The organism is Thermococcus sp. 21S7 (genome assembly GCF_012027615.1).
Classification (GTDB): Archaea; Methanobacteriota_B; Thermococci; order Thermococcales; family Thermococcaceae; genus Thermococcus.
The window spans coordinates 55237-78516 of record NZ_SNUT01000007.1; the positions used below are offsets into that span (position 1 = coordinate 55237).

General features: G+C 56.2%; 24 protein-coding genes. 17 read left to right on the forward strand and 7 right to left on the reverse strand.

The window, feature by feature from the left end:
* Positions 1 to 24 precede the first annotated feature (24 nt).
* Positions 25 to 987 carry a PD40 domain-containing protein gene (locus tag E3E51_RS11095; RefSeq protein ID WP_167913179.1) on the forward strand — a complete coding sequence of 321 codons (963 nt, stop codon included), beginning with the start codon at positions 25 to 27 and terminating at the stop codon, positions 985 to 987.
* A gap of 12 nt (positions 988 to 999) precedes the next feature.
* Here the strand turns inward: E3E51_RS11095 and tdt are convergent, their stop codons facing one another.
* Together tdt and E3E51_RS11105 are read right to left on the reverse strand one after the other, a co-directional pair.
* On the reverse strand, positions 1000 to 1998 hold the full coding sequence (tdt, locus tag E3E51_RS11100) for a tellurite-resistance/dicarboxylate transporter (protein WP_167913180.1): 999 nt from the start codon (positions 1996 to 1998) through the stop codon (positions 1000 to 1002).
* A gap of 43 nt (positions 1999 to 2041) precedes the next feature.
* Positions 2042 to 2413 carry a NifB/NifX family molybdenum-iron cluster-binding protein gene (locus tag E3E51_RS11105; RefSeq protein ID WP_167913181.1) on the reverse strand — a complete coding sequence of 124 codons (372 nt, stop codon included), beginning with the start codon at positions 2411 to 2413 and terminating at the stop codon, positions 2042 to 2044.
* Positions 2414 to 2552: 139 nt separating this feature from the next.
* On the opposite strand from E3E51_RS11105, the gene E3E51_RS11110 reads away from it, so the two are divergent.
* From E3E51_RS11110 to E3E51_RS11125, 4 genes are read left to right on the forward strand one after another with little or no spacing between them, the layout of a single operon-like run.
* A complete protein-coding gene (locus E3E51_RS11110; protein WP_167913182.1) occupies positions 2553 to 3248 on the forward strand; it encodes an FmdE family protein in 696 nt (231 codons plus the stop codon).
* 1 nt (position 3249) lies between these two features.
* Complete coding sequence (locus E3E51_RS11115; RefSeq protein WP_167913183.1) at positions 3250 to 4371, forward strand: iron ABC transporter substrate-binding protein; 1122 nt, start codon at positions 3250 to 3252, stop codon at positions 4369 to 4371.
* Between the two features lie 5 nt (positions 4372 to 4376).
* Positions 4377 to 5411, forward strand: a complete 1035-nt coding sequence (locus E3E51_RS11120; RefSeq protein WP_167913271.1) for an iron ABC transporter permease — start codon at positions 4377 to 4379, stop codon at positions 5409 to 5411.
* A complete protein-coding gene (locus E3E51_RS11125; RefSeq protein WP_167913184.1) occupies positions 5408 to 6193 on the forward strand; it encodes an ABC transporter ATP-binding protein in 786 nt (261 codons plus the stop codon). The genes E3E51_RS11120 and E3E51_RS11125 overlap by 4 nt, the downstream gene beginning before the upstream one ends.
* On the opposite strand, the gene E3E51_RS11130 is transcribed toward E3E51_RS11125, so the two are convergent.
* Both E3E51_RS11130 and E3E51_RS11135 read right to left on the reverse strand, forming a co-directional pair.
* Entirely contained in the window at positions 6152 to 7111 is a 960-nt protein-coding gene (locus E3E51_RS11130; protein ID WP_167913185.1) for a tetratricopeptide repeat protein, read from the reverse strand. The genes E3E51_RS11125 and E3E51_RS11130 overlap by 42 nt on opposite strands.
* A 69-nt stretch (positions 7112 to 7180) precedes the next feature.
* The gene (locus E3E51_RS11135) at positions 7181 to 10177 is read right to left on the reverse strand and encodes a PKD domain-containing protein (protein ID WP_240924330.1); all 2997 of its coding nucleotides are present in this window, start codon (positions 10175 to 10177) and stop codon (positions 7181 to 7183) included.
* A gap of 200 nt (positions 10178 to 10377) precedes the next feature.
* Here E3E51_RS11135 and E3E51_RS11140 point away from each other — a divergent pair, with 200 nt between their 5' ends.
* The 12 genes from E3E51_RS11140 (at position 10378) to glmM (ending at position 20310) form a co-directional block, all read left to right on the forward strand.
* Positions 10378 to 11322, forward strand: coding sequence for a ribonuclease Z (locus tag E3E51_RS11140; RefSeq protein ID WP_167913186.1), 945 nt, complete (start codon positions 10378 to 10380; stop codon positions 11320 to 11322).
* Positions 11319 to 12017, forward strand: a complete 699-nt coding sequence (locus E3E51_RS11145) for a TraB/GumN family protein (RefSeq protein ID WP_167913187.1) — start codon at positions 11319 to 11321, stop codon at positions 12015 to 12017. The genes E3E51_RS11140 and E3E51_RS11145 overlap by 4 nt, the downstream gene beginning before the upstream one ends.
* The gene (locus tag E3E51_RS11150) at positions 12017 to 12193 is read left to right on the forward strand and encodes a hypothetical protein (RefSeq protein WP_167913188.1); all 177 of its coding nucleotides are present in this window, start codon (positions 12017 to 12019) and stop codon (positions 12191 to 12193) included. The genes E3E51_RS11145 and E3E51_RS11150 overlap by 1 nt, the downstream gene beginning before the upstream one ends.
* A gap of 49 nt (positions 12194 to 12242) precedes the next feature.
* Positions 12243 to 12422 (forward strand): KH domain-containing protein, encoded by a 180-nt coding sequence (locus tag E3E51_RS11155; RefSeq protein ID WP_058939157.1) that lies wholly within the window; start codon positions 12243 to 12245, stop codon positions 12420 to 12422.
* A gap of 21 nt (positions 12423 to 12443) precedes the next feature.
* Complete coding sequence (locus E3E51_RS11160) at positions 12444 to 13052, forward strand: site-2 protease family protein (RefSeq protein WP_240924331.1); 609 nt, start codon at positions 12444 to 12446, stop codon at positions 13050 to 13052.
* 66 nt (positions 13053 to 13118) lie between these two features.
* A complete protein-coding gene (pgiA, locus tag E3E51_RS11165) occupies positions 13119 to 13688 on the forward strand; it encodes a glucose-6-phosphate isomerase (RefSeq protein WP_167913274.1) in 570 nt (189 codons plus the stop codon).
* A 68-nt stretch (positions 13689 to 13756) separates the two neighbouring features.
* Positions 13757 to 15124: an ADP-specific glucokinase gene (locus tag E3E51_RS11170; protein WP_167913275.1), complete on the forward strand. Its 1368-nt coding sequence runs from the start codon at positions 13757 to 13759 to the stop codon at positions 15122 to 15124.
* 82 nt (positions 15125 to 15206) lie between these two features.
* Positions 15207 to 16388 carry a mannosyl-3-phosphoglycerate synthase gene (gene mpgS / locus E3E51_RS11175; RefSeq protein WP_167913189.1) on the forward strand — a complete coding sequence of 394 codons (1182 nt, stop codon included), beginning with the start codon at positions 15207 to 15209 and terminating at the stop codon, positions 16386 to 16388.
* A gap of 2 nt (positions 16389 to 16390) precedes the next feature.
* Positions 16391 to 17122 carry a mannosyl-3-phosphoglycerate phosphatase gene (mpgP, locus tag E3E51_RS11180; RefSeq protein WP_167913190.1) on the forward strand — a complete coding sequence of 244 codons (732 nt, stop codon included), beginning with the start codon at positions 16391 to 16393 and terminating at the stop codon, positions 17120 to 17122.
* A complete protein-coding gene (locus tag E3E51_RS11185; RefSeq protein WP_167913191.1) occupies positions 17119 to 18501 on the forward strand; it encodes a mannose-1-phosphate guanylyltransferase/mannose-6-phosphate isomerase in 1383 nt (460 codons plus the stop codon). The genes mpgP and E3E51_RS11185 overlap by 4 nt, the downstream gene beginning before the upstream one ends.
* Positions 18501 to 18929, forward strand: coding sequence for a hypothetical protein (locus E3E51_RS11190; protein WP_167913192.1), 429 nt, complete (start codon positions 18501 to 18503; stop codon positions 18927 to 18929). The genes E3E51_RS11185 and E3E51_RS11190 overlap by 1 nt, the downstream gene beginning before the upstream one ends.
* Positions 18930 to 18939: 10 nt before the next feature.
* The gene (gene glmM, locus E3E51_RS11195) at positions 18940 to 20310 is read left to right on the forward strand and encodes a phosphoglucosamine mutase (RefSeq protein WP_167913193.1); all 1371 of its coding nucleotides are present in this window, start codon (positions 18940 to 18942) and stop codon (positions 20308 to 20310) included.
* Positions 20311 to 20370: 60 nt separating this feature from the next.
* Here glmM and E3E51_RS11200 read toward each other — a convergent pair whose 3' ends face one another.
* The 3 genes from E3E51_RS11200 to E3E51_RS11210 all read right to left on the reverse strand — a co-directional run bounded on the left by E3E51_RS11200 (position 20371) and on the right by E3E51_RS11210 (position 23279).
* Positions 20371 to 21720, reverse strand: a complete 1350-nt coding sequence (locus E3E51_RS11200) for a hypothetical protein (protein ID WP_167913194.1) — start codon at positions 21718 to 21720, stop codon at positions 20371 to 20373.
* Between the two features lie 90 nt (positions 21721 to 21810).
* Positions 21811 to 22623, reverse strand: coding sequence for an ATP-binding cassette domain-containing protein (locus tag E3E51_RS11205; RefSeq protein ID WP_167913195.1), 813 nt, complete (start codon positions 22621 to 22623; stop codon positions 21811 to 21813).
* Entirely contained in the window at positions 22620 to 23279 is a 660-nt protein-coding gene (locus E3E51_RS11210) for a CbiQ family ECF transporter T component (RefSeq protein ID WP_167913196.1), read from the reverse strand. The genes E3E51_RS11205 and E3E51_RS11210 overlap by 4 nt, the downstream gene beginning before the upstream one ends.
* Position 23280 lies beyond the last annotated feature (1 nt).

Here is a 23280-nt window from a genome sequence, read left to right on the forward strand (position 1 = left end):
CCTTGTCCCTGAGGGGATATGGGGTTGCACATGAGAATATTTTCAGCCGTGGTCGTCCTCATTCTCCTGGTGTTCCTGTCCGGGTGCATCGGCTCGGGCCAGTCACAGACCACTACCCTGAGTCCCGACCGGCTTGCCTCAATCCCCCGAGGGGCCGTTAAAGTAACGCCCAAAACCGACGTTTTTCCCCCGGTCATCCATTCCGACGAGTGGGAGAAACCGGTGCCACTGGAAGGTCCCATAAACACTGCCGGCGCCGAGGATTCGCCCTTCGTGACGCCGGATGGGAAAAATCTCTACTTCTTCTTTACGCCCGATGTCAACGTTCCGCCTCAGAAACAGCTCGTGGACGGGGTCACGGGGGTATGGTGGTCGCGAAAGGTCAACGGGAAATGGACGGAGCCTGTAAGGGTTGTGCTGGGGAGCACGGAGTCCCTCGACGGGGCGGTCTTCATACTGAACGACACGATGTGGTTCGCCTCGGTCAGAAAGGGGAACTACGGGGAGGTGGACATCTACACGGCGAGGTTCAAGGACGGCCGGTGGACGGACGTAAAAAACGCCGGTGAGCTTTTGAACAAAATCTACGATGTGGGGGAGCTCTGCATCAGCCCCGACGGCAGAACGATGTACTACGGCTGCGGTGGCGACATATGCGTGATGGACTACGTAAACGGTTCGTGGGTGAACCCCAGGAAGGTGCCGAACGTAAACAGCGAGCTGAACGAGGACCAGCCCTTCATAACGCCCGACGGCAGGGAGCTATGGTTTACGGGGCAGAGCAGGCTCGGTTATCCGGGTCCAGCGATATTCCGCTCGGTGTGGAACGGCAACGGGTGGGGCAAACCCGAGGAAATCATCTCGAACTTTGCCGGGGAGCCGGCACTGGACGCCGAGGGGAACGTATACTTCGTGCACCACTTCTTCACGAAGGACATGAAGATGATAGAGGCGGACATCTACGTTGCCTACAAGAAGAAAAGCTGAGGCGTGAGGAGGTCAGCCCAGGAGGAAGTGCCTCACCGTTTTTACCCCCGTGACCAGCCATATCGCCAGGAGGAGCCAGTAGAGGACGAATCCAAAGTCGGTGATGGCGTTTATCCCGAATGTGGTCCCCACGTTGAAGGTCGCGCTGACGTAGGCCCCGAGCGGGAATATGAAGGCCCACCAGGCGAGGCTGTAGGGGAGGTTGAGCTTCCTGACGTAGTGGAGCGTCATCAGGATTGCCATGACGAGCCACCACACGCCGAAGCCCCAGAAGAGCAGGCCAAAGGCCAGGAAAGGCTCCTTCACCGTTATGAAGCCGCTCGCCTTTATTAGCGCGTAGAGCGTGCTCGTTCCAGCTCCGATGGGTCCGAGGTTTATCCATATCGAGGGGGCTATTCCGCAGGGCATCGGCTCGTGGCGAATGAAGCGGAACATCACCAGTGCGAACAGGGCCAGGTAGAGGAAGAAGCCGGAGCCCCAGGCGAAGATGTTGATGAAGGCAATAATTTCCCTCGCCGTTCCGCTCGCCAGCGTCATCAGCTTGGCGCCGCTTATCGGGATGACTATCAGGCCCACGGGCGGGATGAACCACGCTGGGGTTATGGCCTTGGTGTCTATGCCTTCGCAGGTGAAGAAGAGGTACGGGATGAGGAACGCAAAGAATACCGTTAGCGGAACGCCGGCCAGCCAGAACACCCACGCGAGTGCGGTGTTTTTGAGAACCAGGAGGTAATCCGCGGAGAGAATCAGCATGGCTATCGCGATGGTGCCGTAGAAGTTGCCGAGGACTGGGTGGTGGAGGTCCCTGAGGGCGTCTTCCCTATATTTGAGCCACCTCAGAACCCAGGGCACCAGCAGGACGAAGAACAAAACCGTGTTGAGGTAAGTCAGGAACTCTGCAAAGTTTCCGAGGATCGGGAGTTTGCCGGAGTAGGCCTTGCTCACGAGGGTCAGGGCGCCCGTTCCCATAACGCTCGCGAACCAGCTCGGCGCGAAGTCTTTGATTCCCATACGACCACCAATTAAATGAAAAAAATTTCATTTAAAAACTTTTTCACTTGTGTTTAGTCGCCTCTATCCTCTCCCTCCAGTGGGGGTCGACCTCAAGAACCTGGTGTATGAAGGCCTCAACGACGTCTTTGACCCTTCCGTAGGCCCCGGTAACGACGGTTATCCCGAGGCTCTCGAAGTATGCCATTGCCTTCCTGCCCATGCCGTAGGCAAGCACAACTTCCCCACCGTGCTCCTTCACGAAGTTTGGAATGTCACCCGGGCCGTGCTCTTCGAAGGGAACCTCGACGACTTCGGCGCCCTTGATGGTGCCGTCATCAACCTCAACGAACGCGAAATATTTCGCCCGGCCGAAGTGTTCGCAGACCTCGCTCTCCAGCCCTCTCCCATCCTTCAGGGGAACCGCGATTCTCATGGGATCACCACTATTATGAAAAAGCGTTCAAATATAAAGTTTGTGCATATGCACACTTTTTCTTGGACACCAAAGGTTGATAACACCTAGCTTAAAAAAGCGTTAAAAACGTGTTACTTAATTCCGGTTTGGTGATACAATGCTCGCTCTCAAGGGGCTTGTGAAGGCAGGCGACGCCAGGGGAATCCTGGAGTACGGGAGGGAGTTCCACGGTCACGTGTGTCCATACCTGGCGCTCGGGATTCGAGCGTCGCTGGTGGCTATGGACGAACTCGGTGTCGGGAGGCTCGACTATTCGGGAAGCGTCGACGAGTCCATTCTGGCTATAGTCGAGGTCAACAGTTGCTTCACCGACGGCGTTCAGGTGACGACGGGTTGCACCCTGGGAAACAACTCACTGGTCTACCTCGACCTCGGAAAGACCGCCCTCACCCTCGTCAAGCGCTCCGACTGGGAAGGCGTCAGGGTCTACGCCGACGCCGAGAGGCTGAGGAAGTACTACCCTTCCGGAGCCACTGAGCTGTTCAACAGGGTCGTAAGGGAACGAAAGGGGACTGAGGAGGAGCGGAGACGCCTCTGGGAACTCTGGGAGGAGATAGCATACACCATGCTGGAACTCCCGAAGGAGGAGTTCAAGATTGACCGCGTTAAGGTTCCCCCGATAGAGCAGGCGCCGATAGTGGAAAGCGTCCGCTGCTCGAAGTGCGGGGAGCTGGTTATGGAGACAAGGGCTGTTTACATAAACGACGAGCCCTTCTGCCTCCGCTGCGCGGGAGAGTCCTACCGTGCGGTAATCGGGAGGGGAATAGTGAAGGTCTCGCCGAGGGGGTGCTGAGATGAGGAGGTTCCTTGCCCTGTTTCTAATCCTGCTGGTGGTTTCAATAAGCGGCTGTATCGGGAGCAGCACTGGAACTGGGGAAACCGGAAAGGCCACGATAACCGTCACGGACGCCCTCGGGAGGAGCGTCGAGGTTCCGGCGAAGGTGAGCCGGATCGTTGCCGTTGGCCCCGGTGCGCTGAGGCTCGTGGTTTATCTGAACGCGAGCGATATGGTGGTCGGGGTTGAGGACTTCGAGAAGCGCTACAACTTCGGAAGGCCCTACATAATAGCCCACCCCGAACTCAGGGAGCTGCCGACCGTCGGGCCGGGCGGGCCGGGCAAGCTGCCGGACTTCGAGGCGCTCATAGAGCTGAAGCCCGACGTTATCTTCATAACCTACGTGGACAAGAAGACGGCCAACGATATACAGGCCAAGACCGGAATCCCCGTCGTCGTCCTCAGCTACGGCCAGCTGGTGACCTTCGAGGACGAGGAACTCTTCAAGTCCCTCGAACTGGCGGGCAGGATACTCGGAAGGGAGGATAGGGCTAGGGAGGTCATAGACTTCATCAATGCCACCCAGAATGACCTGATGAAGCGCACGGCCGACGTTGAACCGAAGACGGTCTTCGTCGGTGGGATAGGATACAAGGGCGCCCACGGAATTGAGAGCACGAAGGCCAGCTACCCGCCATTCATCGTCGTTCACGCCAAGAACGTTGCCGACGAGCTTGGAACCGGCCACCAGTTCATCGACAAGGAGAAGCTCCTGGAGTGGCAGCCTGAGTACATCTTCATCGACGAGGGCGGCCTTAAGCTCATCCTCGACGATTACTCGAAGAACCCGGACTTCTACGCCTCCCTAAAGGCCGTCAAAGAGGGCAACGTCTACGGCATACTCCCATACAACTTCTACACCACAAACGTTGGAACTGCCCTGGCCGATGCGTACTTCATCGGAAAGGTGCTCTATCCCGAGAGGTTCAGCGACGTCGACCCTGCGAAGAAGGCCGACGAGATATACTCCTTCCTGCTCGGAAAGCCGGTTTACGGCACCATGAAGGAGCAGTTCGGCGGCTTTGGAAAGATAGACCTCTCCAACGGAACGGTTAAATACTCACTGCCGACCTCACCGTGATGAAAATGGACTACGAGGGCTACGTAGCCAGGAAACTGTCCATCGGCCTTTTCATTCTTCTTTCCATCCTCGCGGTTAGCCTTTACTCCCTCTCCCACGGTGCCTACTTCCTCTCTGTGAGGGAGGTCGTTGATGCGCTCCTCGGCGGCGGAACGGACAGTTCCAGGCTGATAGTCTGGAACATACGGATGCCGAGGATAGTTGCAGGCATTCTGGTCGGTGCCTCCCTGGCGGTGGCGGGTGCCGTCATGCAGGGCTTTCTGAGGAATCCCCTGGCCACTCCGTTCACTATGGGCGTCTCCCATGGGGCGATGTTCGGGGCTTCCCTCGCGATACTCCTGGGGGCAGGCTATGCAGAGAGTTCCGGGAGGATTTCGCTTGACAACCCCTACACCGTTGTGCTCTTTGCCTTCATCGGCGCCATAAGCGCCACGGCGGTGATTCTTGCACTGGCGAGGCTGAAGGGACTCAGTCCGGAGGCCATAATTCTGGCGGGAGTTGCCATGAGTTCACTCTTCGTTGCGCTGACGACCCTCGTTCAGTACTTCGCCGACGAGCTTCAGCTTTCCGCCATGGTCTACTGGAGCTTTGGAGACCTTGGGAGGGCCACCTGGCGGGAAAACGCGATAATGCTCGCTGTGTTTGTTCCGGTTTTTGCCTACTTCGTCGTTAAGCGCTGGGATCTCAACGCCTCGGTCATGGGGGACGACGTCGCCAAGAGCGTTGGGGTTGAGGTTGAGAGGGTTCGCCTTATCTCGACCTTCCTGGCGGCGCTGATAACCGCCGTGAGCGTTGCTTTCGTCGGTGTCATCGGCTTCGTCGGCCTCATAGCGCCCCACGCCATCAGGCTCGTCGCCGGTGGCGACTATCGCTTCCTCATCCCCCTGTCGGCCCTCGCCGGCGCCCTGCTGCTGGTGGCCGCGGATACGATTGCCAGGCTGGTGCTGTCCCCGATGATTCTCCCGGTTGGTATAGTGACCTCTTTCCTCGGTGCTCCCACCTTTATATACCTCCTGATGAGGATGGAGGGACGGAGATGAAGGCCCTACGTGTGAGGAATCTCCGCTTCACCTACAACGGCTCCGAGGTTCTTAGGGGCATTGACCTTGAGGTGGAGGCGGGCGAGTTCGTGGCGATACTAGGCCCGAACGGTGCCGGAAAGTCAACCTTCCTCAAGTGCATCGGGGGCATTCTGGACTGCGGCACCGTTGAAGTGTTTGAGCGCCCCGTGATGGAGTATCCGAGGGATGAACTGGCGAGGGTTCTTGCCTACGTGCCCCAGAGGTACGAACCGGGTTTCATGACGGTTTTTGACACCGTTCTGCTCGGCAGGAGGCCCTACATGGGGCTGAGGCCATCGAAGCGGGACGTTGAGACCGTGAGAAGAATCCTCAGAAAGATGGGCATAGAGGGCCTTGCGCTGAAGCCAACCAACAGGCTGAGCGGCGGCGAACTCCAGAAGGTGAGCATCGCGAGGGCCCTGGCTCAGGAGCCCAGAATACTCCTAATGGACGAGCCGACCAACAACCTTGACATCAGGAGCCAGCTGGAGGTAATGGAAACGGCGAGGACGTTTGCGGAGGAGGGGGGAACGTCGGTCGTGGTCATGCACGACGTCAACCTCGCCCTTCGCTTCGCCGGAAGGTTCGTCTTCATGAAGAATGGGAGGGTCGTAGCCGACGGCGGGAGGGAGATACTGGAGCCTGATCTCTTCGAAGAGGTCTACGGCGTGAAGGTTATGATAGAAGAGGTGGGGGGAATCCCCGTCGTGGTTCCCCTCTCACATCTCGGCCTCGCCGAGGAACTCAAGCAGGTCGAGTAGGCGCGGATCTTTGACGCTTTCTATGGCCTTCCCTGCCTCCTTCGCCTCAATCTTGCCGTCCTTGTAGAGTGCTATCGCCTTTACGGCTTCAAAGAAGTCGCTCAGCTCAGGGAGCGCCCTGGCGAACATGTCCATGTGCAGGTAAACCGTCTCGAAGTCGTCCTCAAGGAACAGCTGCCAGAGGACATCCATCAGGGAGCCGAAGGCTACCTCCTCGTAGTCGCTCCCCTTCGCGTGGACGAGCGCGTAGAGGCACTCCTGCAAAGCCGCATCGTAGTTCTCGTCCTCCTCGAATATCTCCTCAAAGCTGAGGTGTATCTCAACGAGGAGGTCGCTCTTGTCCAGAACCTTCGGGAGGAGGCCTGCGAGCATGGCCTTTGCCTCGTAGGTCTCCCCGGATTCAAAGAGAACGTATGCCTTGTGGATGGCTATCCTCAGAACCTCGTCCTCGTTTCCGAGTTCGCGGTGTATCTCCTCGGCCTTCTCCATAAGTTCGATGGCCTTCTCGTACTCCTGAAGTTCCTCGTGGATGAGCGCCATGGCGTAGTAGATTTTCGCTATGTTTCCCCTGTTGCCCTTCTCCGTCTCCTCCTCCAAGAGGGCTCGGTAGAGTTCGAGGCTCTTCTCCAGCTCCCCTATGAGGTAGTAGAGGTCGGCCAGCTCGAACTTTACGTCGAATGTGTCCTTCTCCTCGGCCATCTTCTCGAACTCGCTCAGCTTCTCCACACCGAGGAGTTCGTGGGAGTAGTAAACGGTGAGCTTGTACAGTTCGAAATCACCACACTCCAGGGCGAGCTTTTCGGCCTTTTCGAGGACCTCCTTAAGCTCCTCGTCGCCCAGCTCGTCAACCCTGTGGTACAGAAGGGTTGCAACCTTTTTGCAATCCTTTTCCTCGATTGCCTTCAGAATCTCCTCCATCTCAGAACACCTCAGAATAATAACAGTTTCAGAGTATTTAATGCTTTGGCAGAAATTAAATGGAGAAGACTAGCGCCTCCTCCAAAGGACCAGGATTGCGGCCAGAACGACGACTATTCCCGGTCCGCATGTGCCCCCCGACTCGGTCGGGGATGGCTGGGTGCTGGAGGAACTCGTCTCTGAAGGGCCCGTTTCCTCGCCCGGCGTGCTTGACGTCGTTCCTGATGGTGTGGCAGTTGGGGCTTCGGTTGATGTCGTTTCCGTTGGCGAGGGGCTCTCCGCGGCTCCAACCGTTATGGTGATCCTCCTGACGTCCTCTCCTCCCAGGTTGTCCCTCACCTTCAGGGTCACCGTGTAGTTGCCGGCGCTTGAGTAGGTGTGAACGGGTTCGGCCTCGCTGGAGGTGCTCCCGTCTCCAAAGTCCCAGCTCCAGCCCACTATATTCCCGTCCCTGTCGTAGGACTTGTCCGCGAAGCTTATCTCCTCCCCGGCCTTCGGTTCCTTTGGCAGGAACGTGAAGTCAGCCGTCGGCGGATAGTTCCGCGGCTCCACGGTTATCTCCTTGTAGTAGGTTCCCTTCAGTCCGCTTTCGTCTTCGACTGTTAGCATTACCGTGTACGAGCCAGGGTTTGTATACGTGTGCCTCGGATTCCTTTCGGTTGAAGTGCTTCCGTCGCCGAAGTTCCAGCTCCACCTGGCAACGCTTCCGTCCGGGTCTATGGAGCTGTCCGTGAAGCGCACCTCGTCTCCTGCCTTAATCTCTGCGGGCGAGTAGCTGAAGAGCGCCGCTGGCTTCTCGTTCGGTTTGACGTTTACCGATGCCTTGCAGGTGGCGTTGGCATTCAGGGGGTCGTAGACGGTCAGGGTGACCTTGTAGTTCCCCTCCTCGCGGTAGATGTGCTTTGTCTCTGTGCCGTTGCCCTCTGTGGAGTAGCCGTCTCCAAAGTCAATCTCCCACCTCATGGAGCCGTTCTCCGGGTCGTTTAGATCCAGGTCGAAGTCAACTTCAAGCGGAAGCTTTCCGGAGCTTGGAGAGGCTGAAATCGAACACTCCGGCGGCTTGTTCATGAGCAGCAGGGCATGGTAGTCTATCGTGAAGAAGCCGAAGTTTATCAGTATCGGGCTTCCGCTCCTTGTCTCGTAGTGCTCCCCCTTGCTGGGCACGAGGAAGTCGAGAACCAGATGTCCGTCCTCGCTGTCGAGGTAGATAACTCCGGTTGCGTTGTACCACATGCTCGGGTCGCTTATGCCGCCCTTGTAGACAACCTTGACGCTGGTTTCGTTGGAAACGGTCACCTCATGAGTCGTTACCCTCTCATAGCCGTAGCTGCCTTCAATTTTCATATCGAGGCTTGAGGTGGGTGAGGTGTAGCCCCCTCCGATGCCGATGGAAACGCCGACGTTGAAGGTGTTCCTGCTCTTCGTCCAGCCCAGCTCCTTGACTGCCCTCTCGTAGGAGCTACCCACCTGACCGACCTCCATGGTGAAGGTGTCGAGGAGGTTCCCGGGCTCGTAGTTCTTCAGCTCGTTGAGGTTCTCAGGGTAGGTGTTTATATCCCCAATCTCGTGCAGGTCCGACTTGTAGTTCTGGAAGTGGACGTGGGGCGGCCCCTTGGGAACAGTCACGAGTATGTACTGCTGCTCGCCGTTCACAACAGCAAGCTCCGGCGGGCTTATTATCGGGAACTCGTAGACGTCGTAGTCCGTGGTCACGTAAAGCGCTCCGTCGCCCATATCGGACGTCAGTCCATAGGTTATGCTCTCCTCGTAGCTCTGCCCTCTCTCCCGCTGGAGCTGGAACCCCATGCTCACCTTAAGGTTGACCTCCGCGTAGGCGACCTTCTTGTTGCCCATGACCGCCTTCATTCCGAGGCTCATCTTGATGTCGTGGGTGGACTTCACCGAGAACTTCGTTGCGTGGGTTTTTTCGGTAGTGAACTCCGAGTAGAATACCCCCGTCTTGTTTATGACGTCGTAGTCAACCGGTGGGGCGTTTATAACCGCTATAACGAGGTTTTCAACGTGCATTCTCCCTTTCCTTGGAGGTCCGACAATTATTGAGTTGCCATCCACGTCGCCAACCGCGAGGCCCGCTCCGTAACTGAACTCCGTCTTCAGGCCCTTCGGCCCGTTCAGCAGGTCTCCTCCAAGGTTGTAGACCTTCACGTAGCCGTCCTGGGAGGCCCAGACTATCTCGTCGAGGCCGTCTGTGTTAACGTCCCCAACGGTCATCCTGTCCCCCTTCTGGAAGGGCATCACAAAGGTCGCTAACTCTCTCCCCTCCAGCTGGGCGCCCTTCTTTGAGAAGCCAAAGACGTGTACGCCCCTCTCCTGGTAGTCGTCCGAGTCCTGGGTGGCCACGACCAGTTCGTTCAGTCCGTCGAGGTTGACGTCCCCAATCGCCATCTCGTCCCTCGACGTCAGCTCAAAGTAGTCCTCTGTTGGCAGACTCCCGATGACGTTGCCGTTCATATCGTAGAGGGTTATGATGTTTGCACTCACGTCAGCGTGCACGATCTCGGCCTTTCCGTCGCCGTCGAGGTCGCCGACGGCTATTGAATCGCCATTCGCGAAATCATCGACCTTGAACTGGTTCAGAAGGTTGAAGTTCTCGTCGAATACGTGCATCCAGTTGTTCCTGTCGGCGTGGACGATCTCGGCCTTCCCGTTGCCTGTGAGGTCTCCGCAGGCCAGGTCGTCCCCGGCCTCAAAATTTACGTCGTGTTTGCCCAGTTCGGTACCGCCCGCACTGTAGATGTATATCTTGTTCGTGCTCCTGTCGCCCTGGATTATCTCGGCTTTTCCATCGCCGTTAACGTCACAGGCCGCCATCTCATCCCATTTTTCATACCCTGTGTGGAATTTCCCGATGACGTCTCCACTCTCGTTCTCATAGGTCCAGAAGTAGTCCCCGCGATCGCCTATGATTATCTCCTCGTCCGCTATAACCATACCCCCCGAACCGTCAACGAGGTCGGATTCCTCCGCGGTGACCCGGTGACCCGGCAGGGTGAATACCGAAACCGTCAGAAGCATAACAATAAACAGAGCAGTATTCCGTTTCATACAAATTCCCCCTCAAGCTGAGTCCACGGAGGTTCCCAGAATGGCAACCTACGTAAACCTAATACTTGTTATATTTCAAAATATAAAATGGTTTTCATGACTTTACCTTACATTTTTGGTGAATAACTAGAGGGATTTTCGGAAAGTCCGCCTGGTGGAGGCTCCGGGAGCTTTTTAAACTTCTCCTCGGAGGTGATAGCATGCTTGAAGTGATTTTCCTCGGCACGGGCGGCATAATGCCCACCAGGGAGAGAAACGTTCCAGCGGTGGCTCTCCGCTACAAGGGTGAGATCATACTCTTCGACGTCGGAGAGGGCACGATGAGGCAGATGAATGCGGCAAAGCTCAGCCCGATGAAGGTGGAGAAGATATTCATCACGCACTTTCACGGCGACCACTACCTCGGCCTGGCTGCCCTGATACAGACGATGAACCTCTGGGACAGGGAAAAGCCCCTTCACATCTACGGTCCCAAATACACCTTCGAGTTCGTTCAGAACTTCCTCAACAGCGGCTTCTTCAGGCCGGGGTTTGATATACACGTCCACGAGCTGCGAGAGACGAGGCTGAAGTTCGGGGACTACGAAATCTGGAGCTTCAAGGTCGAGCATGGGATTCCGGCTCTGGGCTACGTATTTAAGGAAAAAGACCGGCGCGGGAAGTTCCTGCCGGAGAAGTTGAGGGAATACGGCCTGAGAGAGGGGCCGATACTCGGGAAGCTTGAGCGTGAAGGTAAAATCGAGTGGAACGGGAAAACGATTTACCTTGAGGACGTCACAGGGCCAAGGAGGAAGGGGGTCAAGGTCGTCTACACCGGCGACACCGAGCCCGCTGAAAGGGTCAGGCTCTTCGCCGAGAGGGCTGACCTTCTAATCCATGAGGCCACCTATCTGAATCCAGCCGACAGGGGCGATAGCTACCACTCGACGGTCGCGGAGGCCTGCGAGGTCGCCAAGAGGGCCAAGGTCAGGCTTTTGGCACTCTTCCACAGGGCCTTCCGCTACACCTACGATGAATACCTGAGCGGGGCCTCTCGGATATGCCGCGATTTTGGAGTAGATTTCATAGTTCCGAGAGATTTCGACATTTTGACGTTTAAATCCGACGAATTCAGTGTGAGAAACCTTCTGGAGGAGAAAAGATGAGCTATCTCCGCTACGTTAAGCTCATAGGCACGATGCACGTTTCGCCAAAGAGCAGGGAGGAGGTAATCAGGACGATACTGGAGGAGAGGCCACACGCCGTTGCGATAGAGCTCGACAGGGCGCGCTTCCTTTCCATGAACGGGAACAGGAAGATGACCCTTGAGGAAGCCCTCCGCTTCGGCAGAAAGGGGCTGATAAACTATGCGCTCGCAAAGGTTGAGGAGAAACTGGGGGAGGAGTTTGGGATGGCACCGGGGGAGGAGATGAAAGCGGCCGTAAGCGCCGCCCAAGCCCTCGGCGTTCCCCTCTACCTCATAGACGAGGACATAACCGTCATACTCTCCAAGATAGCCGCCGCCCCGGGGAGGGAGAAGCTTCTCATGGCCCTGGAGGCCCTGGGGATATTCCTGCCCGTTAGGCTCGGCGAGCCCTCCGACCCAATGGCCGAGTACAGGGTCATGATGGTGGAGTTCAAGCGCCGCTATCCCTACCTCTACCGCGTTCTGGTCGAGGAGAGGAACGAGGTAATGGCGAGGAACCTCGTGTCCATAGTCGAGAACCTTAAGCTTCATGGGGTTAAGAGGCCACGGGTTATAGCCGTGGTTGGCCTCGGCCACAAGCCGGGGATAGAGCATCTCCTGGACAGGGGGAAGGAGAGATTCCTCTCGCCCTACTGGACAGCGGGGGTGATGTGATGGAAAGGAGACAGCTGGTCTGCCCGCTCTGCGGCGGAACGGATTTTAAGGTTGAAGAGGGGAAGATAGACAGCAAATGGGGCTTTACGGCGCACAAGGTGAAGATAGTCATCTGCAGGAACTGCGGCTACATTATGATGTTCCATAAGGGGAGAACCATCTGGGACTTTGACTGATTCGTTACTTTTATATTTAGAACCGCCACAGCATTCTTGGGGATTCACCATGAAGGACAGACTTGAAAAGATGCTCAACGTCAAGATCCTTGAAATCGAGGAGCTTGAGGACAAGATAGTTGTTTACGTTCCGGAGGATCAGGTGAGGATAGCGGTGGGGAGCGGCGGTGCCGCCGTTAAAGCCGCCGAGCTTGTAATCGGCAAGAAGATTGAAGTAAAGGGCAAGTGAGCCTCCCCGCGGGGCGTTTCAATGCACTACGGACAGTGGAAAGGAACTCACAGGGCCGGCATGGGACGGAGGGAGATCAAGGATTTACTGATTTCTTTTCTAGTCCTTGCTCTGCTGTTTTCCAACTTTGACCCCTATGCGATTCCATATTCCGTCATCGCCGTTCTGACGGCCTTCATCTTCCACGAACTTGCCCACAGGCAGATGGCGCGGCACTACGGTTACAGGGCGTACTACAAACGCTGGGACACGGGGATACTCTTGGCGCTTCTCGTGGGCATAGCGACGCGCCTTCTCACCGGAACGACTTGGATATTCGCCGCCCTCGGTGCCGTTCAGGTCTACGCCCCCTACGCGGTGGATTTCAGAGAGGCCTTCGGAAAGATAGCCCTCGCGGGTCCGCTGACCAACATAGCCGTCGGCGCTGCCGCACTGGTAGCCCTGAGGGCAGTGGCTCCGTTCACGTCCCTCTGGTGGGTCATCAAGATGACGGCAACGGTCAACCTGTGGCTGGCGTTCTTCAACCTGCTCCCGTTCCCACCTCTGGACGGCTCCAAGGTCGTCCGCTGGAACGCCGGCTACTGGGCGGTCTCCATCGGCGTCGCCTACCTCCTCTTCAGACTGCTGTAACACTTTCGGTGATACAAAAGGGAAAGGTTAAATAGCCCCATCCTCACTTCTATTACGGTGGTTCCAATGGAGTACAAGAATCCGCTGGGTGTTGATATCGACCTCGAAACCGGGATTATACCAGGTGCCAAAAAGCTCGTCAGAAGGCTCAGCGACCTGAAGGGATACTTCGTCGATGAAAACGCCTACGAAGAGCTTCTCAAGGAAAACCCGGTTGTCTACGAGGTTTACGCGATTGAGCAGGATGAGAAGGACGGCGACCTCAACTTCGCGACCACCGTCCTCTACCCGGGTAAGGTCGGAAGGGAGTTCTTCTTCACCAAGGGGCACTATCACTCCAAGGCGGACAGGGCGGAGATATACTACGGCATCAAGGGGAAGGGCGGAATGCTCCTCCAGACGCCCGAAGGAAAGGCCGAATGGATAGAGATGAAGCCCGGAACGGTTGTCTACGTTCCCCCCTACTGGGCGCACAGGACAGTCAACACTGGTGACGAGCCGTTCATCTTCCTGGCGATATACCCTGCCGACGCCGGCCACGACTACGGCAGCATAGCCGAGAAGGGCTTCTCCAAGCTGGTCATTGAGGAGAACGGCGAAGTCAAGGTTGTGGACAACCCGAGATGGAAGGAGTGAGCCTTTGATTTCCCTTTTTCTCACCGTAACCCTTATTAACTTTCAGCGGTTACATCACTCCCGGTGATATAATGTCCTGGGACGCTCTCTACTCATCGGCCTTTGATAAAGTTCGCGAAAACATCGGGAAAATCGGTGGGGTTCTCCTCGCGTACAACACGAACATTGACGCCATAAAGTACCTTGACCCCACGGACCTGGAGCGGCGGATAGAGCGGGCCGGAAAGGACGAGGCTCTGAGGTACTCCGATGAGCTTCCAGAGAAGATAACCTCCGTTGAGCATCTCCTCGGCGGAATTCTCTGGAGCATCAGGCGCGGAAAGGCGGCGGAGCTTTTCGTGGACAGCTGCACCGTCAGGTTCTACATGAGGCAGTGGGGCTGGGACGAGCTGAGGATGGGCGGCCAGGTGGGGATAATGGCCAACCTCCTCGGCGGTGTTTACGGCGTTCAGGTCATAGCCCACGTTCCCCAGGTTTCGAGGCTTCAGGCGGAGCTCTTCAAGGATGGGCCGATTTACGTCCCCAAGGTCGAGAACGGGAAGCTTAACCTCGTTCATCCGAAGGAGTTCCGGGCCGACGAGGAGAACTGCATCCACTACATCTACGAGTTCCCTCGCGGGTTCGGGGTTCTCGGCTTCGAGGCGCCCCGCGAGAACCGCTTCATTGGCGCCGCCGATGACTACAATCCGAACGTCTACATAAGGCCCGAGTTCACCGAACATTTTGAGGAGATAGCGAAAAAAGCCGAGCTGGGAATCATCAGCGGCCTCCAGACTCTAACGAGGGGGAACTACCGCGAGCCTTTTGATGAGATGGTGCGCCACCTCGAAATCCTGAACGCGAGGGACGTTCCAGTTCACCTTGAGTTCGCCTTCACCGCGGATGAGACCGTCAGAATGGCCCTGATTGACGTCCTGGGCAATTTCCACAGCGTCGGCCTCAACGAGGTCGAGCTCGCTTCGATAATGGAGGTCATGGGTGAGAAGGGCCTCGCCGGAAAGCTCCTCGCCGACGACCCAGTGGACCCAATCGCGGTCACCGAGGCCATGCTCAAGCTCGCCAAGAGAACCGGCGTTAAGAGGATACACTTCCACACCTACGGCTACTACCTCGCCCTGACCGACTACAAAGGGGACTTCGTCCGTGACGCGCTGCTCTTTGCGGCCTTAGCGGCGGCCGCCAAGGCGAAGCTCGGCGACGTCCGCTCGATAGACGACGTGGTCAAGGCCATGGACGTCCCGGTGAACGAGAAGGCTGGGACGGTGGAGGAGAGGCTTGCCGGGGAGTACGGCATGAAGGACGGCATCGCTGAGATAGACGGCTACCAGCTCTCCTTCGCCCCGACGAAGATAGTGGCGAGGCCAAAGAGCACCGTCGGAATCGGCGACACCATATCGAGTTCGGCCTTCGTTGGTGAGTTCGCACTGCGCCCGTAAAACAAACCTTTTTATTTTCGCGCTCCCAAATTTTTTACGGGGTTCCCTTTTCATCTTCGAAAATTATCAAGGGGTGGTTGAATTGCTTTTGGAGGCTCCGGTTTACAAGGAACTGTTTGGAGCGGTTGAGATTTACGAGGTTCAGAAGGTTATCAAACTGGACACGCAGACGCGAGACGTGGGGAGCTTTACAGTCACGAACGTGCCCCGCGAGGACATCTACGGGACTCTTGAAGACATCGCGATAGTCGTTCCGATGAAGAACGAGAAGCTCCAGCTGGTCGATGGTGTTCTGAAGGCCATACCGCACCAGTGTCCGATAATAATCGTCTCGAACAGCAAGAGGAAGGGGCCGAACCTCTTCAAGCAGGAGGTTGACCTCGTAAAGCACTTCTACAACCTCACCCACTCGCGCATAGTAATGGTCCACCAGAAGGACGTGGGGGTCGCTGAGGCCTTTCGCGAGGTGGGATACACGGACATCCTCGATGAGAACGGAAGCGTGAGGAGCGGAAAGGGTGAGGGGATGCTGATAGGAATCCTCCTTGCGAAGGCCATAGGGGCCAAGTACGTGGGCTTCGTCGATGCCGACAACTACATCCCCGGTTCCGTCAACGAGTACGTGAAGGACTACGCGGCTGGCTTTCTGATGAGCGAGAGCGAATACGCAATGGTTCGTCTGAGCTGGCGCCACAAGCCCAAGGTCAGCACTAAGGGACTGTACTTCAGAAAGTGGGGCCGCGTGAGCGAGATAACGAACCGCTACATGAACGCCCTCTTCGGCGTGGCCACGAACTTTGAGACGAGCATTATAGTGACGGGAAACGCAGGCGAGCACGCGATGAGCATCAAGCTGGCCGAGATAATGCCGTTCTCGACGGGCTACTCAATAGAGCCCTTCGAGCTGGTGTACCTCTTTGAGACTTTCGGGAGGTGGGGGGAGGATCCCCACACGGACGTTTACGACCAGGGGGTCGAGGTGTTCCAGATAGAAACGCTGAACCCCCATCTGCACGAGGACAAGGGACAGGAGCACGTCGTTAACATGATTCTCAGCTCCCTGGGGACGATATACCACTCCAAGCTGGCGACGGAATCCATGCGGAACCAGATACTGAAGGAGCTTCGCCTTCACGGTCTCCTGGGCAAGAACGAGGAACCGCCGAGTCCGAGGATCATGCCACCCATAGAGAACATAGACGTGAACCGGTGGATGGAGACCCTGGAAGACAACGCCGAAACGCTCCTGCGCTTCGAGGTGTGACGATGAGGGTGCTCTTCCTTGACCTCGACAGAACAGTGCTCGGCGACGACTACTCCCCAGAACCGGCCAGACCCCTCCTTAAGGCACTCCTGAGGGCGGGCTTTGAGGTTGTGCTCAACTCCTCCAAGACCCTCGCGGAGCAGGAATACTACCGTGAGGCCTGGGGGTTGAATGGCCCTTTCATAGTCGAGAACGGAAGCGCCATCGTAATTCCCGAGGACTACTTCCCATTCGAGGTCAACGGAAGGAAGCGGGGGAAATACGTTATCGTTGAGCTGGGGGAGGAATACGACCGGATAAAGGCGGCCCTCGATGCCCTGGCACGGGAATACGGCCTCAAGTACTACGGCAACTGCACGCTTGAAGAGGTCACGGCCTTCACGGGACTCCCGGAAAACCTGGCGAGGCTGGCGGTGGAGCGCGATTACAGCGAGACGGTGTTCAGATGGGAACGGTCAGGTTTCGAAGAAGTCCTTAAGAGCATGGGCCTGAGGGTGTCGAGGGGCAGCAGGTTCCTCGGCGTTACCGGGAACACCGACAAGGGGCGGGCCGCGGTGGAGTTGCTGAACCTTTATTCCCGCCTGGAGCGGGTTGAGAGCTACGCTTTGGGGGATGGGGAGAACGATTTCCCCCTCCTGGACGTCGTTGACCATCCGTTCATCGTTGGGAGCCTCAGGCATAGGAGGGCTAAAAATATAAGCTCGGTCGCAGAACTACTGGAGGTGGTGTTATGAAGACGCTAATCCTTGCAGGGGGAAAGGGGACGAGGCTCTGGCCCCTGAGCAGGGAGCTGATGCCCAAGCAGTTTATAAGGATGTTCGATGAGTACTCCCTCTTCCAGAAAACCGTCCAGAGGGCGCTTGTCTTTTCAAAGCCCGATGAGATTTTCGTGGTCACCAACGATATGTACCGCTTCCGCGTTCTCGACGACCTGCGGGAGCTCGGCCTGGAGCTGCCCGAGAACAACATCCTCCTTGAGCCTCGGGGAAGGAACACCCTGCCGGCTATATTCTGGGGGATAAAGAAAATCGAGGAGGCCTTCGGGGACTCTATAGTCGCGGTGCTTCCCTCCGACCATCTGATAGAGGCCAATGAAAACTATGTGACGGCGTTCAGAAACGCCGAAAGGCTGGCGAAGGAATACCTCGTGACATTCGGAATAAAGCCGACCAGACCTCACACCGGTTACGGCTACATAAAACCCGGGGAAAGGCTTGAGGGCGGCTACCTGGTGGCCGAGTTCAAGGAGAAGCCTGACCTTGAGACCGCGAAACGCTACGTTGAGAACGGCTACTACTGGAACAGCGGCATGTTCATGTTCGACACGGAGATTTTCGCCGAGGAGGTGAAGAGGCACGCCCCCGACGTCTGGGAGGCCTTTGAAACCGGGGAGAGCATCGAGAGGGCCTACGAACTGGTTCCGGAGCTGTCCGTCGACTACGGAGTCATGGAGAAGACGGATAGGGCCGCAGTGGTTCCCCTGAACGTCTACTGGAACGACCTGGGCAGCTTCGACGCCATCTACGAGGTGATGGAGAAGGACGAGGACGGAAACGCCGTCAAGGTGGGCGGTAAAAAGGGCTACCACATCGGGGTTAACTCGCGCAACAACCTCGTGATGACGAGCCGATTAACGGCCACTGTCGGTGTGGAGGATTTGATAATCATAGACACCGACGATGCTCTACTCGTTGCCCACCGCGGCGAAAGCCAGCGCGTTAAGGAAGTTTACAGGCGCCTCAAGGAGATGAACGATGAGCGCGTCATGGTCCACAAGACGGCATACAGACCCTGGGGAAGCTACACGGTTCTTGAGGAGGGCGACCGCTACAAGATAAAGCGCCTCACCGTTCTGCCCGGCAAGAAGCTCTCCCTCCAGATGCACTACCACCGCTCGGAGCACTGGGTGGTGGTCAGGGGCACCGCAAAGGTTCGCGTCGGGGAGAAGGAAATCCTCCTCCGGCCGGGCGAGAGCACGTTCATACCCTCCGGCGTCATCCACAGGCTTGAGAACCCGGGCAAGGTCGTCCTTGAGGTCATCGAGACCCAGATCGGGGAATACCTCGGTGAGGACGATATAGTCCGCTTTGCGGACGATTTCGGGAGGGAGTGATGATGTCTGAAGAATCTGGGAAGAAGGAAAAGAAGGAGAAGGTCAAGAACTGTGGGGATGAGTGGGAGCGGTTCAGCAGCTCGATATCTTCCCTCTCGCTCAGCCTCCTGCCCACGCTGCTCTTCGTGCTCATAATGTCCTACATAATCGTCGTGGGACTTCAGAACGCGGATATAACGTTCACGGTTCAGGGACAGGAGGTCACCATAACCTACCCGCAGATAGACATACCGGTGGACTACTCCGCCCTAAAGAACGCGGTGGTTTATCTCTTCGCCGCGATAGTGATTGGCATTCCCGTGCCCCTGCTTTCCGGCAGGTTGAAGCCGCTGAAGATACTCGTCTCGCTGATCCAAGCTGGAGCGTTCATCTACGGTCTCTACATCTTCGTGACGATAATACTCAACTTTGCCAGTGCTCTAATGTGAGGTGATTGCAATGGGAAGGCTGTTCGGTACCTTTGGTGTCAGGGGAATAGCGAACGAGGAAATAACCCCGGACTTTGCCCTCAGGATGGGCATGGCCTTTGGAACGATGCTCAAGCGCGAGGGGAGGGAGAATCCCCTCGTAGTGGTTGGCATGGACACCCGCGTCAGCGGGGAGATGCTCAAGGGCGCGCTTATAAGCGGCCTTCTCAGCGTCGGCTGCGACGTTATAGACGTCGGAATAGCCCCAACCCCCGCGATACAGTTCGCGACGGCACACTTCAAGGCCGACGGAGGGGCAGTTATAACCGCTTCCCACAACCCGCCCGAATACAACGGCATAAAGCTGCTCGAACCCAACGGTATGGGACTGAAGAAGGAGCGCGAAGCCGTCGTGGAGGAGGTTTTCTTCAACGAGGACTTCGACAGGGCTAGGTGGGGCGAGATAGGCAACGTCAGGAAGGAGAACATAATCACACCATACATCGAGGCGATAAAGAGCAGGGTTGACGTTGAGGCGATCAAAAGGCGGAGACCCTTCGTTGTTGTTGACACGTCCAACGGTGCAGGCAGTCTGACGCTCCCCTACCTGCTCAGGGAGCTCGGCTGCAAGGTTGTCAGCATCAACGCTCATCCGGACGGTCACTTTCCGGCCAGAAACCCGGAGCCGAACGAGGAGAACCTGAGGGGCTTCGTGGAGATTGTAAAGGCCCTAGGTGCCGATTTCGGGGTTGCCCAGGATGGCGACGCCGACAGGGCGGTGTTCATAGACGAGAACGGCAGGTTCATACAGGGCGACAAGACCTTTGCCCTGGTTGCCGATGCCGTTCTGAGGGAGAACGGCGGTGGACTGCTTGTCACCACCATAGCCACCTCCAACCTGCTCGACGATATAGCAAAGAGGAACAACGCGGAAGTCATGAGAACCAAGGTCGGCGACCTGATCGTTGCGAGGGCTCTCCTTGAGCACAACGGGACGATAGGGGGAGAAGAGAACGGCGGTGTTATTTTCCCGGACTTCGTCCTCGGCAGGGACGGGGCGATGACCACGGCAAAGATAGTCGAAATCTTCGCAAAATCCGGCAAGAAGTTCAGCGAGCTGATAGATGAACTGCCGAAGTACTACCAGTTCAAGACGAAGAGAAAGGTGGATGGAGACAGGAAGGCCATAGTTGCCGAGGTCGCCGAGCTTGCCAAAGCGAGGGGCTACACTGTTGACACCACGGACGGAACCAAGGTGCTGTTCCAGGACGGCTGGGTTCTCGTAAGGGCAAGCGGAACGGAGCCGATAATCAGGGTCTTCAGCGAGGCAAAGAGCGAGGAGAAGGCCGAGAAGTACCTCAATCTGGGACTTGAGCTTCTGGAGGGGGTAATTAAGGGTTGATTTCCTTATTTATTTTCCATATCGAACTCGATGGAAGTTGAGCAGAAAAAGAAAACCAACTCAGCCGCTTTTCACGTAGAATCCTATTGGAATCTCCGCGGAGCAGGAGCTAAACCAGCCCGTCTTGAACTTGTACTTCTGTGAACTCTTGAAGGCGTGTAGTGTTGTAGGGGATCCGCAATTCTGAACTCCTCCATCGACCGTAACGCTACCTGCCTTCTCGTACTGGATTGAAGCTACAAGCCCTGCAACCGGGGCCGGCGCCCCAAAGGCAACTGCAATTGCACCTACTGGAACTCCAATGCCAAACTTAACGCCGCACTCTCCGCTAACTGCCTGGAAGAGGTACGCCAAACTTATGCCCTCCTCCCTGGGTAGGGGGTGTTGAAGGCCATCTTTGGTAAACTTGTAAAACCTTGCGTCGAGTTGCGGGGATCTAAGCTCATGGCCTCCTTCCATTATGTATCCGTTGACACCTTTGAGTGCCTTCACATCGTATATTCCAACGTCTATTCTTTCCCTCCCGGTTTCGCTACAGCCGTAGGCACCCATTCCCCAGGCGCAGACGTATTCCTTTTCGTGCCTGTAGTATGGCTTGGCCCAGATGTATATGTAGCCCATTTTACCCTTGGATACATCCATGGAGCGGTAAAAGTAATAGTGACCCTCAACTGGAACCCATTTCTTTCCGTATATCTTTACTGATGATGATAGAGCTTTAACCGGATCACTATTCCTGAACTTCACCTCCAGATCGGTTCCATACGCTAAAGTCGCCGAGAACTCTGTTTTGTAGTCTGCCTTAATCGATATCGAAGCCTGAAGTTTTCCTTTTCCCTTCCTGTTGTCTATTATGAGAATGGGAACCTTAATGTAGTTCTTGGCCTCCCACGAGTCCTCCGCGGCCCTCCACTCATAATGGTATCCTCCTTCACGGAGGAGCTTGGGCAGGGGATCTTTCTCAAGAATTGTGACCGCAACCCTCTTGGAGGCTCCTTCTAAATCCTCCGTCGAGAGAAGGGTCGAACCCATGCCTCTGTAGAGGGTACCCTTTTCCCTGTCTATAATCCACACAGAGACCCTGACTCCATAGCGTTTCTCCTTGCTTATTCGTGGTAGAGATTTCCGGAGGTTCGCTATCTTCACAATGCTCCTCGTTGTGTCAAGCTTCCAAAAGCCTGAGCGTTTGATTCTGTAGTGGCCGAGGGTTTTGATGCCAGAGGGAGTGGCGATATCAACTTGAACCTGAATCTCATAGTCTCCTGAGAAGCCCCTGAGAATTCTACCCTTCTCGTCGGTCAGAACTATGGTCGTTCCATCCTTTGGGGGCACCCATTCTGCCGATACTGACGTTGCCATTAGAAGTGTTATTAATATCAACACGATAAAGGTTCTTATTTGTTTTATCATCTAACATCACCATAATGACTTATACTAATAGTGTTTTTAAGATTTGCAGCAACTTGCCAAGTTAAGGGGTTTGATTTTGACATAAAAAAGTCAATAACTCCAGTTGAGCTTTTCGACCTTCCACTCTTCCAGCAGTTTTCTTCCCTCTTCTACGCTCCTTGGAACCGGCAGGCCCAGGCTCAGGAAGAGCTCGGCCAGGGGTGGAACATCCAGGTTGTGTTTCCTCAGAAGCTCCGGGTTCCCGAGTATCTCCTCGGGTGTTCCGACGGTGACTATCCTCCCCCCGTCCATTAGGGCTATCCTGTCGCACAGGGCCAGGTAGTCCGCTTCGTGGGAGGCCAGTATTACCGTCTTCCCCTCAGCCCTAAGCTCCGTTATCAGTTTCCTCATAATCTTCTTGCCTTTAAAGTCAAGGTTGGCGAAGGGCTCATCGAAGGCTATCACCTCTGGCTCCATAGCCAGAACCGTGGCTATCGCTATCCTCTTCTTTTCGCCGAAGCTCAGCTCCTTGGTTTCCCTCTCAGCGTATTCGAGCATTCCGACCTTCTCAAGCGCCCACATGACGCGCTCCCTCAGCTCCTCCCCCCTCAGGCCCAAATTGTAGGGACCGAAGGCGACGTCCTCGAACACCGTCGGGGAGAAGAGCTGGTCGTTGGGGTCCTGAAAGACTATCCCGACCTTTCTCCGTACTTCCTTCGGCTTTTTTGTCGGATCAAGGCCGTCTACGATGACTCTGCCCTTCTTTGGCTTGAGTATGCCGTTGAGGTGCAGCATGAGGGTGCTCTTTCCGGCACCGTTCGGCCCTAGGAAGCCGAACAGTTCTCCCCTCTCAATCCTGAGTGTTATCCCCCTGAGCACTTCCCTGCCGGAGTAGGAGAAGTGGAGATTCTCCATCTCTATCATACCAGCAGTCCCCCCAAGGCGAGCAGGGCTAGCATCGTGGTCTTCGCGTTGGGTCTCGGCTCTTCTAAGCTCGGAAACTCTCCAAAGCCCCTGGCGAGCATGGCCCTGTATATCCTCCCGTTTCTGAGATACGCCCGGACAAACACCTCACCGATGAGGGAGCCGAGCTTCCTATAGTACTCTCTCTTTCCCACACCAAACGCCCTTGAGTCCAGGGCGCGCTTCATCCTCGCTGCCTCGTCCGTGAAGAGGTCAAGGTAGCGGTAGGTGAACGCCAGGGTTAACGTGAGTATCCGCGGGAACCTCAGCGCTTCCATCTCGGCGAGGAGCCTTGAGAATCCCACCGAACTCGTCACGACGACGGCCGTTCCCGCGGAGAGGAACGCCTTTCCGAGGAGCATGAAGAACGAGTATATCCCCTCGTGGGTTATCGGACCAATTGGTGTTTCTAGGAGAGGCTGTCCAGGATTAAAGAGCGCCATGATGAACAGAAGTCCCTCAAAGCCGAGGAGGAAGCCGAGCTTTTTGAAAACTCCTCTCTTTGGCCTCATGGTGAGGATAACCATCAGGAAAAGGAGTCCAAAATAGGCCAGCTCCGTTAGGCTCTTTCTCGTCACAACGCCTATTGCATAAAGGAAAATGAAGGGCAGGTACACC